Below are 14,738 nucleotides of genomic sequence, written 5' to 3' on the forward strand. Positions count from 1 at the left end.
TTACTTGCCGGAGACGCGGACGATCAGCGCGTCGCCCTGACCGCCGCCGCCGCAGAGGGCGGCCGCGCCGATGCCGCCGCCGCGCCGCTTGAGCTCCAGGGCGAGGTGGAGCACCACGCGGGCGCCGGACATGCCGATCGGGTGACCGAGGGCGATGGCGCCACCGTTGACGTTCACCTTCTCGGGGGTAACACCGAGGTCCTTCATTGACTGGACGGCGACCGCGGCGAAGGCCTCGTTGATCTCGATGAGGTCGAGGTCCTCGACGGCCAGGCCGTCCTTCTTGAGGGCGTGCAGGATCGCGTTGGCCGGCTGCGACTGGAGCGAGTTGTCCGGGCCCGCGACGTTGCCGTGGGCGCCGATCTCGGCGATCCACTCCAGGCCCAGCTCCTCGGCCTTGGCCTTGCTCATCACGACGACGGCGGCGGCACCGTCGGAGATCTGCGAGGAGGTGCCGGCGGTGATGGTGCCGTCCTTGGCGAAGGCCGGGCGGAGCTTGCCGAGGGACTCGGCGGTGGTCTCCGCGCGGATGCCCTCGTCCTTGGAGAAGACGACCGGCTCGCCCTTGCGCTGCGGGATCTCGACCGGGGTGATCTCGGCCTCGAAGATGCCGTTCTTCTGGGCGGCGGCGGCGCGCTGGTGCGACAGGGCGGCGATCTCGTCCTGCTCGGGGCGCTTGATGCCGAGGCGGGTGTTGTGCTTCTCCGTGGACTCGCCCATGGCGACGCCCTCGAAGGAGTCGGTGAGGCCGTCGTACGCCATGGAGTCGAGCATCTCGATGGCGCCGTACTTGAAGCCCTCGCGGGACTTCGGCAGCAGGTGCGGGGCGTTGGTCATCGACTCCTGGCCGCCGGCGACGACGATGTCGAACTCGCCGGCGCGGATCAGCTGGTCGGCGAGCGCGATGGCGTCGAGACCCGAGAGACACACCTTGTTGATGGTGAGCGCGGGAACGTTCATGGGGATGCCGGCCTTGACCGCGGCCTGGCGGGCGGGGATCTGGCCGGCGCCCGCCTGGAGCACCTGGCCCATGATCACGTACTGCACCTGGTCGCCGCCGATGCCGGCCCGGTCGAGCGCGGCCTTGATGGCGAAGCCGCCGAGCTCGGCGCCCGAGAAGGACTTGAGCGAGCCGAGCAGGCGACCCATGGGCGTGCGGGCGCCCGCGACGATCACTGAGGTGGTACCGGTCGTTCCAGACATGAGGCACGGCCCCTAGGGATGAGAAGTGAACGAGGGTTTACCGCCAATGTACTGAGCGGCGGCCCGCCGGGTCACCGGCCGGTCGGTGTGACGGCCCGCACGTTGCGTAACCATCCGCGCGGCGCTGCACTGGAGGCATGCTGACGCGAATCGACCACATCGGGATCGCCTGTTTCGACCTGGACAAGACTGTCGAGTTCTACCGTGCGACGTACGGCTTCGAGGTCTTCCACTCCGAGGTCAACGAGGAGCAGGGCGTCCGCGAGGCCATGCTCAAGATCAACGACACCTCGGACGGCGGGTCCTCGTACCTCCAGCTCCTGGAGCCGACCCGGGAGGACTCGGCGGTGGGCAAGTGGCTCGCCAAGAACGGTGAGGGCGTGCACCACATCGCCTTCGGTACGGCGGACGTCGACGGGGACGCCGAGGCCATCCGTTCCAAGGACATCCGAGTCCTCTACGACCAGCCCCGGATCGGCTCCATGGGCTCCCGGATCACCTTCCTCCACCCCAAGGACACCCACGGCGTCCTCACGGAACTGGTCACCTCGGCCAAGCCGTCCGCTGACCACTCCTCAGCGGAGCACTGACCTCCGGATTCCTGGCCCGGTAGAGTGGGCGACTCCGGGCCGGGGCCGGTCGGGGCCGCTCCGTGCGGCACCGTAGTCGGGATGTCGGGGTCGTCCGATCTGCCACGATTCCCCGGGGGTCCGTCCTCGGCCGTGAGGACGGTGCTCGTCGGAGTTGCGACCAGGGTTGGGGTCTCCCCTGCTCGAAGAGCTCGGGGAAGGATGGACCGCGCAGTGCGGGGCTACGAACGCCAGGAGGGCCACCGAGCTGAGGACGACCATCTCGCCAGGTTCGAAGCCGAGATGGACCGGCTGAAGACCGAGCGCGAGAAGGCCGTCCAGCACGCCGAGGACCTCGGATACCAGGTCGAGGTCTTGCGCGCCAAGCTCCACGAGGCGCGCCGCACCATCGCGTCCCGGCCCGCCTACGACAGCGCGGACATCGGCTACCAGGCCGAGCAGCTGCTGCGGAACGCGCAGGCGCAGGCCGAGCAGCTACGCCAGGACGCCGAGCGCGAGCTCCGGGACGCCCGCGCCCAGACGCAGCGCATCCTCCAGGAGCACGCGGAGCACCAGTCCCGGCTCCAGGCCGAGCTGCACAACGAGGCGGTCCAGCGCCGTCAGCAGCTGGACCAGGAGCTCAGCGAGCGCCGGCAGACCGTCGAGGCGCACGTCAACGAGAACGTCGCCTGGGCCGAGCAGCTCCGCGCCCGCACGGAGTCCCAGGCCCGCCGCCTGATGGAGGAGTCCCGCGCGGAGGCGGAGCAGTCGCTCGCCGCCGCCCGCGCCGAGGCCACCCGCCTCGCCGAGGAGACCAGCCGGCGCGTCGGCGCCGACGCCGAAGCCGCCCGTGCCGAGGCCGAGGCGATTCTGCTGCGCGCCCGCAAGGACGCCGAGCGGCTGATCGGCGCCGCCTCCAGCCAGGCGCAGGAGGCCACCAGCCACGCCGAGCAGCTCCGCTCCACCACCGCGGCCGAGACCGACCAGGCCCGCCGGCAGGCCACCGACCTCTCCCGCGCCGCCGAGCAGCGCATGCAGGAGGCCGAGGAGAAGCTGCGGGTCGCCCGCGCCGAGGCCGAGAAGGCCCTCACCGAGGCCAAGGACGCCGCCGCCAAGCAGCTCGCCAACGCCGAGTCGGTCAACGAGCAGCGCACCCGCACCGCCAAGACGGAGATCGCCCGGCTGGTGGGCGAGGCCACCAAGGACGCCGAGGCGCTCAAGGCCGAGGCCGCGGAGAAGCTGCGCGAGGCGACCGCCGAGGCGGAGAAGCTCGTCTCGGAGGCCTCCGAGAACGCCCGTACGGTCGCCGCGGAGGACTCCGCCGCCGCGCTCGCCAAGGCCGCGCGGAACGCCGAGGAGATCCTCACCAAGGCGTCCGACGACGCCCGGGAGACCACCCGCAAGGCCTCCGAGGAGGCCGAGCGGATCCGCCGCGAGACCGAGGCGGAGATCGACCGGCTGCGCTCCCAGGCCGAGGAGCAGGCCGACGAGCTGCTCGGTTCGGCGAAGGACGACACCAAGGAGTACCGCGCCAAGACGGTCGAGCTGCAGGAGGAGGCGCGCCGGCTGCGCGGCGAGGCCGAGCAGCTGCGCGCCGAGGCCATCGCGGAGGGCGAGCGGATCCGCGGCGAGGCCCGCCGCGAGGCCGTCCAGCAGATCGAGGAGGCGGCCAGCAGCGCCGAGGAGCTCCTCACCAAGGCCCGTACCGACGCCGACGAGATGCGGACGAAGGCCGGCGCCGAGAGCGAGCGGGTCAAGTCGGAGGCCATGGAGCGCGCCCAGACGCTCCGGACGCAGGCCGAGGAGACCCTGGAGCGCACCCGCGCCGAGGCCGAGCGGCTGCGCGCCGAGGCCGAGGAGCAGGCCGAGTCGGTGAAGGGCGCGGCCGAGGAGGCCGCCGCGGGGCTGCGCGCCGACGCGGAGCGGGCCGCCGAGGCCCGCCGCGCGGAGGCCGCCGCGGAGCTGACCCGGCTGCACACCGACGCCGAGGCGAAGGTCGCGGCCGCCGGGGAGGAGCTCTCCGACGCGCGTGCCGAGGGCGAGCTGATCCGGCGCGAGGCCGCCGAGGAGACGGAGCGGCTGCGGACCGAGTCCGCCGAGCGCATCCGTACGCTCCAGGAGCAGGCCGAGCAGGAGGCCGAGCGGCTGCGCGCCGAGGCCGCGTCGGAGGCGTCCACCACCCGTACCGAGGCGGAGACCGCCGCGGGACGGCTGCGTACGGAGGCGGCCGAGGAGGCCGAGCGACTGCGGTCGGAGGCCCAGGAGAACGCCGACCGGGTACGGGCCGAGGCCGCCGCCGCCGCCGAGCGGGTCGCCGCCGAGGCCGCCGAGGCGCTGGCCGCCGCCCAGGACGAGGCCGTCCGGCGTCGTCGGGAGGCCGAGGAGACCCTCGATTCGGCCCGTTCCGAGGCCGGCCGGGAGCGGGAGCACGCCCGCGAGCAGTCCGAGGAGCTCCTCGCGGCCGCCCGCAAGCGGGTCGAGGACGCGCAGACCGAGGCGCAGCGCCTGGTCGAGGAGGCGGACACGCGGGCGACCGAGATGGTCACCGCGGCCTCGCGAGCCGCCCAGGAGGTGCGGGACTCGGTGGCGGGTCTGCGCGAGCAGGCCGAGGAGGAGATCTCCGGGCTGCGCAGCGCCGCCGAGCACGCGGCCGAGCGGACGCGTACCGAGGCGCAGGAGGAGGCGGACCGGGTCCGCGCCGACGCGTACGAGGAGCGGGAGCGGGCGACCGAGGACGCGGGCCGTACGCGGGCGCGCGCCCAGGAGGAGACCGAGGCCGCGAAGTCGCTGGCCGAGCGGACGGTCGCCGACGCGATCGCCGAGTCGGAGAAGCTGCGGGCGGACACCGCCGAGTACGCGCAGCGGGTACGGACCGAGGTGACGGATTCACTCGCCTCGGCCGAGCAGGACGCGTCCCGCACCCGGGCCGACGCCCGGGAGGACGCGAACCGGATCCGTTCGGAGGCCGCCGAGCGCGCCGAGTCGGTGATCGGCGAGGCCCGTACGGAGGCGGAGCGGATCGCCGCCGAGGCGGAGCAGGTGCTGGACGAGGCACGTCAGGCGGCGGACAAGCGCCGTGGCGACGCCGCCGAGCAGGCCGACGCCCTCCTCGCGGAGGCGACCTCGGAAGCCGAACGACTCACCCGCGAGACGGCCGCCGAGGCCGAACGGCTCACCGCCGAGGCGGTCGAGCTCATGGAGACCACCGAGCAGGACGCCCGACGGCTCCGCACCGAGGCCGAACAGGTCAAGGCCGACGGTGAGGCGCACGCGGAGGCGCTGCGGGCCGCCGCGGTCGCCGACGGCGAGCAGGTCCTCGACGAGGCCCGCAAGGCCGCCGACAAGCGACGCAGCGACGCCGCCGAACAGGCCGACGCCCTCCTCGCGGAGGCGACCTCGGAAGCCGAACGACTCACCCGCGAGACGGCCGCCGAGGCCGAACGGCTCACCGCCGAGGCGGTCGAGCTCATGGAGACCACCGAGCAGGACGCCCGACGGCTCCGCACCGAGGCCGAACAGGTCAAGATCGACGGCGAGGCGCACGCGCAGGCCCTGCGGAACGCGGCCCTGGCCGACGGCGAGCAGCTCCTCGACGAGGCCCGCAAGGCCGCCGACAAGCGACGCAGCGACGCCGCCGAACAGGCCGACGCCCTCCTCGCGGAGGCGACCTCGGAAGCCGAGCGGCTCACCCGCGAGGCGGGCGAACTCGCCGAGGCCGTCACGGCGGAGGCGCACGCCGGGGCCGAGGCGACGGTGGGCGCCGCCCAGCAGGACGCCGAGCGGATCCGTACCGAGTCGGAGCGGCTCAAGGCCGACGCCGAGGCGGCGGCCGAGCAGATGCGTGCGGAGGCCCGCGAGGAGTCGGACCGGGTGCTCGACGAGGCGCGGGAGGCCGGCGCCCGGAAGCGTTCGGACGCGGCCGAGCAGGCGGACCAGCTCATCGGCAAGGCCCAGGAGGAGGCGCTGCGCGCCACCACCGAGGCCGAGTCGCAGGCCGACACGATGGTCGGCGCGGCCCGCAAGGAGGCCGAGCGGATCGTCGCCGAGGCCACCGTCGAGGGCAACTCGCTGGTGGAGAAGGCCCGTACGGACGCGGACGAGCTCCTGGTCGGGGCCCGCGGCGACGCGACGGCCATAAGGGAGCGGGCCGAGGAGCTGCGGGGCCGGATCGAGGGCGAGATCGAGGAGCTGCACGAGCGGGCGCGCCGCGAGAGCGCCGAGCAGATGAAGACGGCGGGCGAGCGGGTCGACAACCTGGTGAAGGCCGCGACGGAACAGCGCACCGAGGCCGAGGAGAAGGCCAAGGAGCTGGTCTCCGAGGCGAGTTCGGAGGCGAGCAAGGTCCGTATCGCCGCGGTCCGCAAGGCCGAGGCGCTCCTCAAGGAGGCCGAGCAGAAGAAGGCCTCGCTGGTCGCGGAGGCCGAGGGCATCAAGGCCGAGGCGGAGCGGACCCGGGCGGAGGCGCAGGCGGAGGCCGAGAAGACGGTCGAGGAGGGCCAGCGCGAACTGGAGGTGCTCGTGCGGCGCCGCAAGGACATCAATGCCGAGATCTCCCGTGTCCAGGACGTGCTGGAGGCGTTGGAGTCTTTCGAGACTCCGTCGGCCGGCGCGAAGTCGGGCGGGGCGGTAGGCGCCAAGGCGGGTGCGTCCGTGGGGTCCACTCGTTCGAGTGGCAAGTCCCAGGACGGCTAGCCACTCAAAAGGCTGGACATTCTCCAGATCAAACGGGCATACGCTCGATGACACGCCGCTTCGGCCCCTAGGATTCCCTCTAACACCTCACCGGTCTCATTCGACAGGAAACCCATGAGCGACACATCCTCCCCCTTCGGCTTCGAGCTCGTGCGGCGCGGTTACGACCGCGGTCAGGTGGACGACCGCATTACCAAGCTCGTTTCCGACCGCGACAGCGCACTGTCCCGCATCACCTCCCTGGAGAAGCGCATCGAGGAGCTCCACCTCGAGACGCAGAACGCCCAGGCGCAGGTCACCGACGCCGAGCCGTCGTACGCGGGGCTCGGCGCCCGGGTCGAGAAGATCCTCCGGCTCGCCGAGGAGGAGGCGAAGGACCTGCGTGAGGAGGCCCGTCGCGCCGCCGAGCAGCACCGCGAGCTGGCCGAGTCGGCCGCCCAGCAGGTGCGCAACGACGCGGAGTCCTTCGCGGCCGAGCGCAAGTCGAAGGCCGAGGACGAGGGCGTCCGGATCGTCGAGAAGGCGCAGGGCGAGGCCAACTCGCTGCGTGCCGAGGCGCAGAAGGACGCGCAGTCGAAGCGCGAGGAGGCGGACGCCCTCTTCGAGGAGACCCGCGCCAAGGCCGCCCAGGCCGCCGCGGACTTCGAGACCAACCTGGCCAAGCGCCGCGAGCAGTCGGAGCGCGACCTGGCCTCGCGTCAGGCCAAGGCCGAGAAGCGCCTCGCGGAGATCGAGCACCGCGCCGAGCAGCTCCGCCTGGAGGCCGAGAAGCTGCGTACGGACGCGGAGCGCCGGGCCCGTCAGACGGTGGAGACCGCGCAGCGCCAGGCCGAGGACATCGTGGCCGACGCGAACGCCAAGGCCGACCGGATCCGCAGCGAATCGGAGCGCGAGCTGGCGGCGCTGACGAACCGCCGGGACTCGATCAACGCCCAGCTGACCAACGTCCGCGAGATGCTGGCGACGCTGACCGGTGCCGCGGTGGCGGCGGCCGGCTCGCCGATCGACGACGAGCGCCCGGCCGGTGTCCCGGCCCAGCAGTCCCGCTGACGCCCGTTCCGGCCGTCGTCGTCCTGTCGGCGCACGGCCGGTAACGAGTACGTAGCGTTCCCCAGAACCCCCTGTCATTCCGGTGGCGGGGGGTTTTGCGCGCCCGTAGGTTGGGACGCATGATCGAGCTTGAGGGCCTGACCAAGCGCTACGGGGCGAAGACCGCGGTCGACCATCTCTCCTTCCAGGTGCGTCCCGGGGTGATCACCGGCTTCCTCGGGCCCAACGGGGCGGGCAAGTCGACGACGATGCGGATGATGCTGGACCTGGACAACCCGACGAGCGGGACGGTCCGGATCGACGGCAAGCACTACCGGGAGCTCGACGAGCCGCTGAAGTACATCGGGGCGCTGCTCGATGCCAAGGCGATGCACGGCGGCCGCTCGGCGTACAACAACCTGCTGTGTCTGGCGCAGGCGAACCGCATCCCGGAGCCCCGGGTGAGCGAGGTGCTGGACCTGGTGGGTCTGACGCCGGTCGCGAAGAAGAAGTCGAAGGGTTTCTCCCTCGGTATGGGACAGCGGCTCGGCATCGCGTCGGCGCTGCTCGGCGATCCCGAGATCCTGATGTTCGACGAACCCGTCAATGGTCTGGACCCCGAGGGAATTCACTGGATCCGCAATCTGATGAAGGCGTTGGCGGCCGAGGGCAGAACGATCTTCGTTTCCAGCCATCTGATGAGTGAAATGGCGCTGACGGCCGATCATCTGATCGTGATCGGACAGGGAAAGCTGCTGGCCGACACGTCGATGGCGGATTTCATCCAGCAGAATTCCCGGAGTTATGTACGGCTGCGCTCTCCGCAGCAGGAGCGGCTCCGGGACGTGCTGCACGCCAATGGATTCATCGCGGTCGAGGCGGGCAACGGCACCCTTGAGGTGGACGGCACGACGACCGAGAAGCTGGGCGAACTCGCTGCCGAGCACGGCCTCGTGCTGCACGAGCTGAGCTCCCAGCGCGCCTCGCTCGAAGAGGCCTTCATGCAGATGACGGCGGGTGCGGTGGAGTACCACGCGCACGGCACCGATATCCACGGTGGCGCCCCGGCGCCCGGCCCCCAGTGGGGCACGACCTCCCAGGGAGCCTGAACGATGGCAGTGGCATCCGCGGTCCTGCAGTCCGAGTGGACCAAGATCCGGACGGTGTCGTCGACCATCTGGACGCTGGCGAGCGCCTTCCTCGTCACGGTGGCGATGGGCGCGGGGCTGAGCGCCCTGGTGAACTCCACCTTCGACGATCTCAACGAGGCGGAGCGGCTCACCTTCGACCCGACCCTGGTCAGCTTCTCCGGGATGATCCTCGGCCAGCTGGCCATGGTGGTCTTCGGTGTCCTGGTGGTGGGGACCGAGTACTCCTCGGGCATGATCCGCACCTCGCTGGCGGCCGTGCCGCAGCGCGCGACCTTCCTCTTCTCGAAGATCGCGGTGGCGGGCGGGCTCGCCCTCCTGGTGGGGCTCGCGACGAGCTTCCTCACCTTCTTCCTGTCGCAGGCCCTGCTCGGCGAGCACAGCGCCTCGATCGGCGACGACAACGTACTGCGCGCGGTGTTCGGCGCCGGGCTCTACATGGGTCTGATCGCTCTGTTCTCCATGGGTGTGGCGGCGATGCTGCGCTCGTCGATGCTGTCGCTCGGCATCCTGGTGCCGTTCCTCCTCCTGGTCTCCAACATCCTCTCGGCGGTACCGAAGGCCAAGGAGGTGGCCCAGTACTTCCCGGACCAGGCCGGCGCGAAGATCATGCGGGTCATCCCCGACGCCATGAACTCGGAGGCGGCTCCGTACGGCCCGTGGGCCGGGCTCGGGATCATGGTGCTGTGGGTGGCGGCCGCGCTGCTCGGCGGCTATCTGGTGCTGAAGAACCGCGACGCCTGATCCCGCCGGTTCTCGCGCCGGGTCCCCAGACCGTGCCCGGGGCCGCCCCGGGGGCCCCTCCGGTCCCCTAGGGGCAGCCCCGACGTTCCCCCGGAGACTGCCCGGAGGCCGTCTCCACTTCGCCGGAACCGTCAATGGCTGGATAAGCTCCTAGCTCATACGGGGGGCTCCGGCCGACGGCCGTCACGCCCCGACCTTGGTGCGACCGACCTGTCGATGGGGCTGGAAGAATGATCGAGGCAGTCGGCCTGACGAAGCGCTACGGCGCCAAGACGGCCGTGTACAACCTTTCCTTCCAGGTGAGGCCCGGTGTCGTCACCGGGTTCCTGGGGCCCAACGGGTCCGGCAAGTCGACCACGATGCGCATGATCCTGGGCCTCGACCGGCCCACCTCGGGCCATGTGACGATCGGCGGCCACCCCTTCCGGCAGCTGCCGAACGCGCCCCGGCAGGTCGGCGCGCTCCTCGACGCCAAGGCCGTGCACGGCGGGCGGAGCGCCCGCAGCCATCTGCTGTCGCTCGCGCAGCTCGCCGGCATCCCGGCGCAGCGCGTCGACGAGGTCCTCGGGGTCGTCGGTCTCCAGGACGTGGCCAAGCGGCGCTCCAAGGGCTTCTCGCTCGGCATGGGCCAGCGGCTCGGCATCGCGGCGGCGCTCCTCGGCGACCCGCAGGTGCTGCTCTTCGACGAGCCGGTCAACGGCCTGGACCCGGAGGGCATCCTCTGGGTCCGCAACCTGATGAAGAAGCTGGCCTCCGAGGGGCGGACGGTCTTCGTCTCCAGCCACCTCATGAGCGAGATGGCCCTCACCGCCGACCATCTGATCGTGATCGGCCGCGGCCAGCTGCTCGCGGACATGAGCGTCACGGACTTCATCTCGGCGAACTCGGCGGACTTCGCCCGGGTGCGGACCCCGCAGACCGATCCGGGTCAGCGGGAGAAGCTGACGGCGGCCCTCGTGGAGGCCGGCGGCCAGGTGATGTCCGAGCCGGACGGCGCGCTGCGGGTGACGGGGCTGCCGCTGCCGAGGATCAGCGACCTGGCGCACGACGCGGACGTACGGCTCTGGGAGCTGTCCCCGCACCAGGCCTCCCTCGAAGAGGCGTACATGCGGCTGACCCAGGGCGCCGTGGACTACCGCTCCACGGACGACCGGCTCGCGCACCTCCAGCCGCCGCAGCAGCACGGCCACCAGGGGTACGGGATGCCGCCGCAGCCGGTGGTCCAGGACGTGCCGCAGCAGGGCTGGTACGCCCCGCCGCCGCCCGCGCAGAACCCGTACGCCGGGGCTCCCGGCCAGCCGCCCGTGCCGGGCCCGTACGCCCCTCCGGCCGCTCAGCAGCCGGCCGCCCCCCAGCCGAGCGACACCACCAAGGACGCCCGATGACCGCCCCCGCCCCGCACCACGCTCCGGCGCCGCACTCCTACGTCTCCCCCATCCCGGTCCGCAGGGCGCACCTCGGTGACGCCCTCGCCTCCGAGTGGACGAAGATCCGCTCGGTGCGTTCGACGCTGTGGACGCTCGGGGTCATGGTCCTGCTGATGCTGACCATCGGCCTGGGGGTGGCGGCGATCGCCGCCAACGCCGGCGAGGCGGGGATGGGCGACGAGTCGGCGCTCGGCTTCGGCTTCTTCGGGATGCTGCCGGCCTCGATCTGTGTGATCACGCTCGGCGTGCTGACCATCGCCTCCGAGTACGGCACCGGCATGATCCGTACGACGCTGACGGCCTGCCCGAGCCGTGCCCGGGTGCTGACGGCGAAGGCGATCGTGTTCTTCCTGCTCGTCTTCACGGTGACCACCGTGGTCGCCACGTTCGTGGGCGCGGTGCAGGTCGCCGTCGTGGACGGGGCGGACACCCCGACGACGGCCGAGTGGCTGCGGGCCACGGTGGGCGCGGGTCTCTACCTGGCCATGCTGGGGCTGCTGTCGCTGGCGCTCGGCACGCTGATCCGGCACTCGGCCGGTGCGATCACGGTGATGATCGGTCTGCTGCTGCTGCCGCTGGTGGCGGCGCTGTTCATGTTCTCCGAGGCGCTGAAGCCCGTGCAGGAGTGGCTCTTCACGTACGCGATCCCCTCGCAGATGATCTCGCTGTACGCGGCGCAGCCGCCGTTCGGCGACAACGGCCCCTCGGGCTGGGAGCCGCTGCTGATCATGGGCGGGGTCGCCGGGGTCGCGCTCGCCGGCGCCTTCGCCCTGCTGAACAACCGGGACGTGTAGCGGTCCGGAGGGCTCCCGGCACTCCTAGTACTTCGGCGCGTTACGGGACCGCTGCACCCTGCTGGTGCGGCGGTCCTTGGCGTTCCAGCAGGCCTTGTGCCAGTGGCGCCGGTCGTCCACTCCCCCGTACTCGGGCCAGGCGACCACGTGCGGGGCGCCGCCCGGGATCTCCTGGTCGCAACCGGGGCAGCGGTAGCGCTTGCCGGGCGCGCTGGCCCCGGCGACGAGGCGGACGTACCACTCCTCGCCCTGCCAGGTCTCGCTGCGCTGCACGCCGCCGTACCGGTCGCCGTTGTCGCCCTGCTGCTGCTCGGGCTTCTCGCCGCCTCGGGAGCGGTTGTGGCGCGGGGACACGGGCACACCTCACGGGGTCTGGGAACACGGACCGTTCCGTCAAGCCTACGGGCCGCCATACGGTGCCCCGGGCCCCGCCCGGGACGGCTTAGCCGAAAATCGCAAGAACTTAACGAACGGCCGTTGCCTTTGGCACGTGTCAGACGTTGTTGCCGGTGCGAGGGGAGTTACGCGTCGGCCGCAAAGGAGGCACAAGGCGATGCGCGTGGGTACGTTCGTTCTGGCCGCCCAGTTCCCGGGCCAGGGACAGGGTGAGGCCCTGCACCGGGCGGTGCGGACCGCCGAGGTCGCCGAGGAGGCGGGTCTCGAATCGGCCTGGCTGGCCGAGCACCACTTCGTGCCGTACGGGGTCTGCCCCTCGGCCGTGACGCTGGCCGCGCTGCTGCTCGGCCGCACGAAGCGGCTGCGGGTGGGCACGGCGGTCAGCGTGCTGCCGACCGTCCACCCGGTGGCCCTGGGCGAGCAGGCGGCGCTGCTGCACCTCACCTCGGGCGGCAGGTTCACCCTGGGGGTGGGCCGGGGCGGTCCGTGGGTGGATCTGGAGGTGTTCGGCGCGGGCCTCGGCGCGTACGAGCAGGGCTTCCCGGAATCGCTCGACCTGCTGCTGCGCTGGCTCTCCGAGCCGCGCGTGGGCGCCGAGGGAGAACGATTCGGCTTCCGTGAGGTACCGGTGGTGCCCCGTCCCGACGAGCTGATCGGCGGCGCCGCGGCCCCCGAGGTCGTGGTGGCCTGCACCTCGCCGAAGAGCGTACGGCTGGCCGCCGAGCGCGGACTGCCGATGCTGCTCGGAATGCACTGCGGCGACGAGGAGAAGGCCGAGATGGTCGCGGCCTGGGCGCGCTGTGCGCGGGAGGCCGGACGGGACCCGGACGAGATCGCGCGGATCGGGGCCGATCACGTCTCGGCGGGGGTGGCGCAGCTCGCGGACCGGGGGGCGGACGCGGCGGAGGCGCTGGTGAAGGCGATGCCGGGCTGGCTGAAGCAGGGCCTCGACGCGCATGTGACGGTCGACGGCCGGCACCGGTCGATGCGGGACCCCGTGGCGTACACGGAGCTGCTGTGCGGTCTGCACCCGGTGGGCACGCCCCGGCGCGCGGCGGACCGGCTCGCGGCGACGGCGGAGCGCACCGGCATCACCCGCTTCGCGCTGCTCGCCGAGGGCACGGGCGACCTCGCGGCGACCGAGGAGAACGTGCGGCGGCTGGGCACGGAGGTCCTGCCGCTGCTCGTCTGACCGTACGGACACGGGTGCGGTCCGTACGGACGGGGGTGGGGCTGTCCGCACGGGCAGCGGGCGGACAGGGCGGGGCTGTGCTGCCGCTCCGGCATCTCCGCGCGGCGATGCGCGTCGACACGCATCGATCGCGTCTCCCGCGATGGGGAGCGGCAGCACCATGACTCAGCAGTCGCGCAGTTCCGGCGACTGGTTGAGCAGCTGCCCCCGTACGGACGTGAAGCGGGCGAGCCGGTCGTCCACCGACGGGTCCAGCGGGAAGACCGCCACCCGGTGGCAGTTCTGGAAGGCGAGACGCACCCCGAAATGCCGCTGCAGCGCACCACGAATGGCGTCGCTCGCGAGCGCGCGCAGCAGCTGACCACGTGCCTGCTCATTCGGCGGCGGCGTCTGGTTGTCGGCGAACTCTCCGCCGTCGACCTTCAGCTGGGCCACCAGAGAACTGATCATCTCCCATGCGTAGGGCAGGGAGGTCCGGACGCAGTCGACGAAGTCGGCTTCGTCGACCTCGCCTCGCTCGGCCTGTTCCAACAGTGCCGGTGAGACGTCGAGCGACATGGGTTCTCCTCTCGCGACCCCGCGGACGGGGTCTTGCGGGCAGGGACGAAGGCCGGGCCGCCCGCCACGCAGCGTGCACGGGCGACGACCTCCAGCTTCCACGGTAAGCGCGCAGTCCTGACCGCACCAGGAGATTGGGAACACAACCGGCTGATAACCGACGGGTGTTCGGCTCAGGATCACGCCCCGAGGGTGTCCGGCCGATGACCGAATCGCGCGGAGGAGCGCCCGTCTTGTAGCGTTGTCGACCATGCGTCTCGTCATTGCCCGTTGCTCCGTGGACTACGCGGGCCGGCTCACGGCCCACCTGCCCTCCGCCCCCCGTCTGATCCTGATCAAGGCAGACGGCAGCGTCTCCATCCACGCGGACGACCGGGCGTACAAACCGCTCAACTGGATGTCCCCTCCGTGCACCCTGAAGGAGGGGGCCGACGGTGAGGCAGGCATCTGGACCGTGATCAACAAAGCGGGCGAGAAACTGATCATCACGATGGAGGAGATCCTCCACGACTCCTCGCACGAACTGGGTGTGGACCCGGGTCTCATCAAGGACGGCGTCGAGGCGCACCTCCAGGAGCTGCTCGCCGACCGGATCGAGACCCTCGGCGAGGGCTACACGCTGATCCGCCGCGAGTACCCGACCGCGATCGGCCCGGTGGACATCCTGTGCCGCGACTCGGACGGCGCGACGGTCGCGGTGGAGATCAAGCGGCGCGGGGAGATCGACGGCGTCGAGCAGCTGACCCGCTACCTGGAGCTGCTCAACCGCGATCCGCACCTGGCACCGGTGCGGGGCGTGTTCGCGGCGCAGGAGATCAAGCCGCAGGCGCGGGTCCTGGCGACGGACCGCGGGATCGGCTGCGTGGTCCTGGACTACGACGCGATGCGGGGCATCGAGGACGACAAGCTGCGGCTGTTCTGACGACGGCGAAGGCAGCGGTACGGGGACGGCCCCGGGTGCGGTGAACGCGCCCGGGGCCGTCCCC

At 71.9% G+C, this 14,738-nt stretch carries 12 protein-coding genes; 9 read left to right on the forward strand and 3 right to left on the reverse strand.

Going from position 1 to position 14,738, the window contains the following annotated elements:
* On the reverse strand, positions 1 to 1,203 hold the full coding sequence (locus OG259_RS13565; protein WP_266896750.1) for an acetyl-CoA C-acetyltransferase: 1,203 nt from the start codon (positions 1,201 to 1,203) through the stop codon (positions 1 to 3).
* A 137-nt stretch (positions 1,204 to 1,340) separates the two neighbouring features.
* Here OG259_RS13565 and mce point away from each other — a divergent pair, with 137 nt between their 5' ends.
* The 7 genes from mce to OG259_RS13600 all read left to right on the forward strand — a co-directional run bounded on the left by mce (position 1,341) and on the right by OG259_RS13600 (position 11,606).
* Positions 1,341 to 1,793, forward strand: a complete 453-nt coding sequence (gene mce / locus OG259_RS13570; RefSeq protein ID WP_328488878.1) for a methylmalonyl-CoA epimerase — start codon at positions 1,341 to 1,343, stop codon at positions 1,791 to 1,793.
* Between the two features lie 213 nt (positions 1,794 to 2,006).
* Positions 2,007 to 6,464: a polarized growth protein Scy gene (gene scy / locus OG259_RS13575; RefSeq protein ID WP_443052126.1), complete on the forward strand. Its 4,458-nt coding sequence runs from the start codon at positions 2,007 to 2,009 to the stop codon at positions 6,462 to 6,464.
* Between the two features lie 114 nt (positions 6,465 to 6,578).
* Positions 6,579 to 7,514: a cellulose-binding protein gene (locus tag OG259_RS13580; protein WP_328488876.1), complete on the forward strand. Its 936-nt coding sequence runs from the start codon at positions 6,579 to 6,581 to the stop codon at positions 7,512 to 7,514.
* A gap of 119 nt (positions 7,515 to 7,633) precedes the next feature.
* On the forward strand, positions 7,634 to 8,602 hold the full coding sequence (locus OG259_RS13585; protein WP_328942508.1) for an ABC transporter ATP-binding protein: 969 nt from the start codon (positions 7,634 to 7,636) through the stop codon (positions 8,600 to 8,602).
* 3 nt (positions 8,603 to 8,605) lie between these two features.
* Entirely contained in the window at positions 8,606 to 9,385 is a 780-nt protein-coding gene (locus tag OG259_RS13590; RefSeq protein ID WP_328942509.1) for an ABC transporter permease, read from the forward strand.
* Between the two features lie 230 nt (positions 9,386 to 9,615).
* Positions 9,616 to 10,770 carry an ABC transporter ATP-binding protein gene (locus OG259_RS13595; RefSeq protein ID WP_328942510.1) on the forward strand — a complete coding sequence of 385 codons (1,155 nt, stop codon included), beginning with the start codon at positions 9,616 to 9,618 and terminating at the stop codon, positions 10,768 to 10,770.
* Positions 10,767 to 11,606, forward strand: a complete 840-nt coding sequence (locus OG259_RS13600; protein ID WP_328942511.1) for an ABC transporter permease — start codon at positions 10,767 to 10,769, stop codon at positions 11,604 to 11,606. Before OG259_RS13595 ends, OG259_RS13600 begins: the two co-directional genes overlap by 4 nt.
* A 24-nt stretch (positions 11,607 to 11,630) precedes the next feature.
* Here OG259_RS13600 and OG259_RS13605 read toward each other — a convergent pair whose 3' ends face one another.
* The gene (locus tag OG259_RS13605) at positions 11,631 to 11,960 is read right to left on the reverse strand and encodes an ATP/GTP-binding protein (RefSeq protein ID WP_266896737.1); all 330 of its coding nucleotides are present in this window, start codon (positions 11,958 to 11,960) and stop codon (positions 11,631 to 11,633) included.
* A gap of 199 nt (positions 11,961 to 12,159) precedes the next feature.
* Here OG259_RS13605 and OG259_RS13610 point away from each other — a divergent pair, with 199 nt between their 5' ends.
* Positions 12,160 to 13,194: an LLM class flavin-dependent oxidoreductase gene (locus tag OG259_RS13610; protein WP_328942512.1), complete on the forward strand. Its 1,035-nt coding sequence runs from the start codon at positions 12,160 to 12,162 to the stop codon at positions 13,192 to 13,194.
* Positions 13,195 to 13,359: 165 nt separating this feature from the next.
* On the opposite strand, the gene OG259_RS13615 is transcribed toward OG259_RS13610, so the two are convergent.
* A complete protein-coding gene (locus OG259_RS13615; RefSeq protein WP_266896733.1) occupies positions 13,360 to 13,752 on the reverse strand; it encodes an SCO5389 family protein in 393 nt (130 codons plus the stop codon).
* 250 nt (positions 13,753 to 14,002) lie between these two features.
* Here OG259_RS13615 and nucS point away from each other — a divergent pair, with 250 nt between their 5' ends.
* Positions 14,003 to 14,674, forward strand: coding sequence for an endonuclease NucS (gene nucS / locus OG259_RS13620; protein ID WP_328942513.1), 672 nt, complete (start codon positions 14,003 to 14,005; stop codon positions 14,672 to 14,674).
* The last annotated feature ends 64 nt before the right edge of the window (positions 14,675 to 14,738 follow it).

The sequence above is a fragment of the Streptomyces sp. NBC_00250 genome (assembly GCF_036192275.1).
GTDB lineage: Bacteria > Actinomycetota > Actinomycetes > Streptomycetales > Streptomycetaceae > Streptomyces.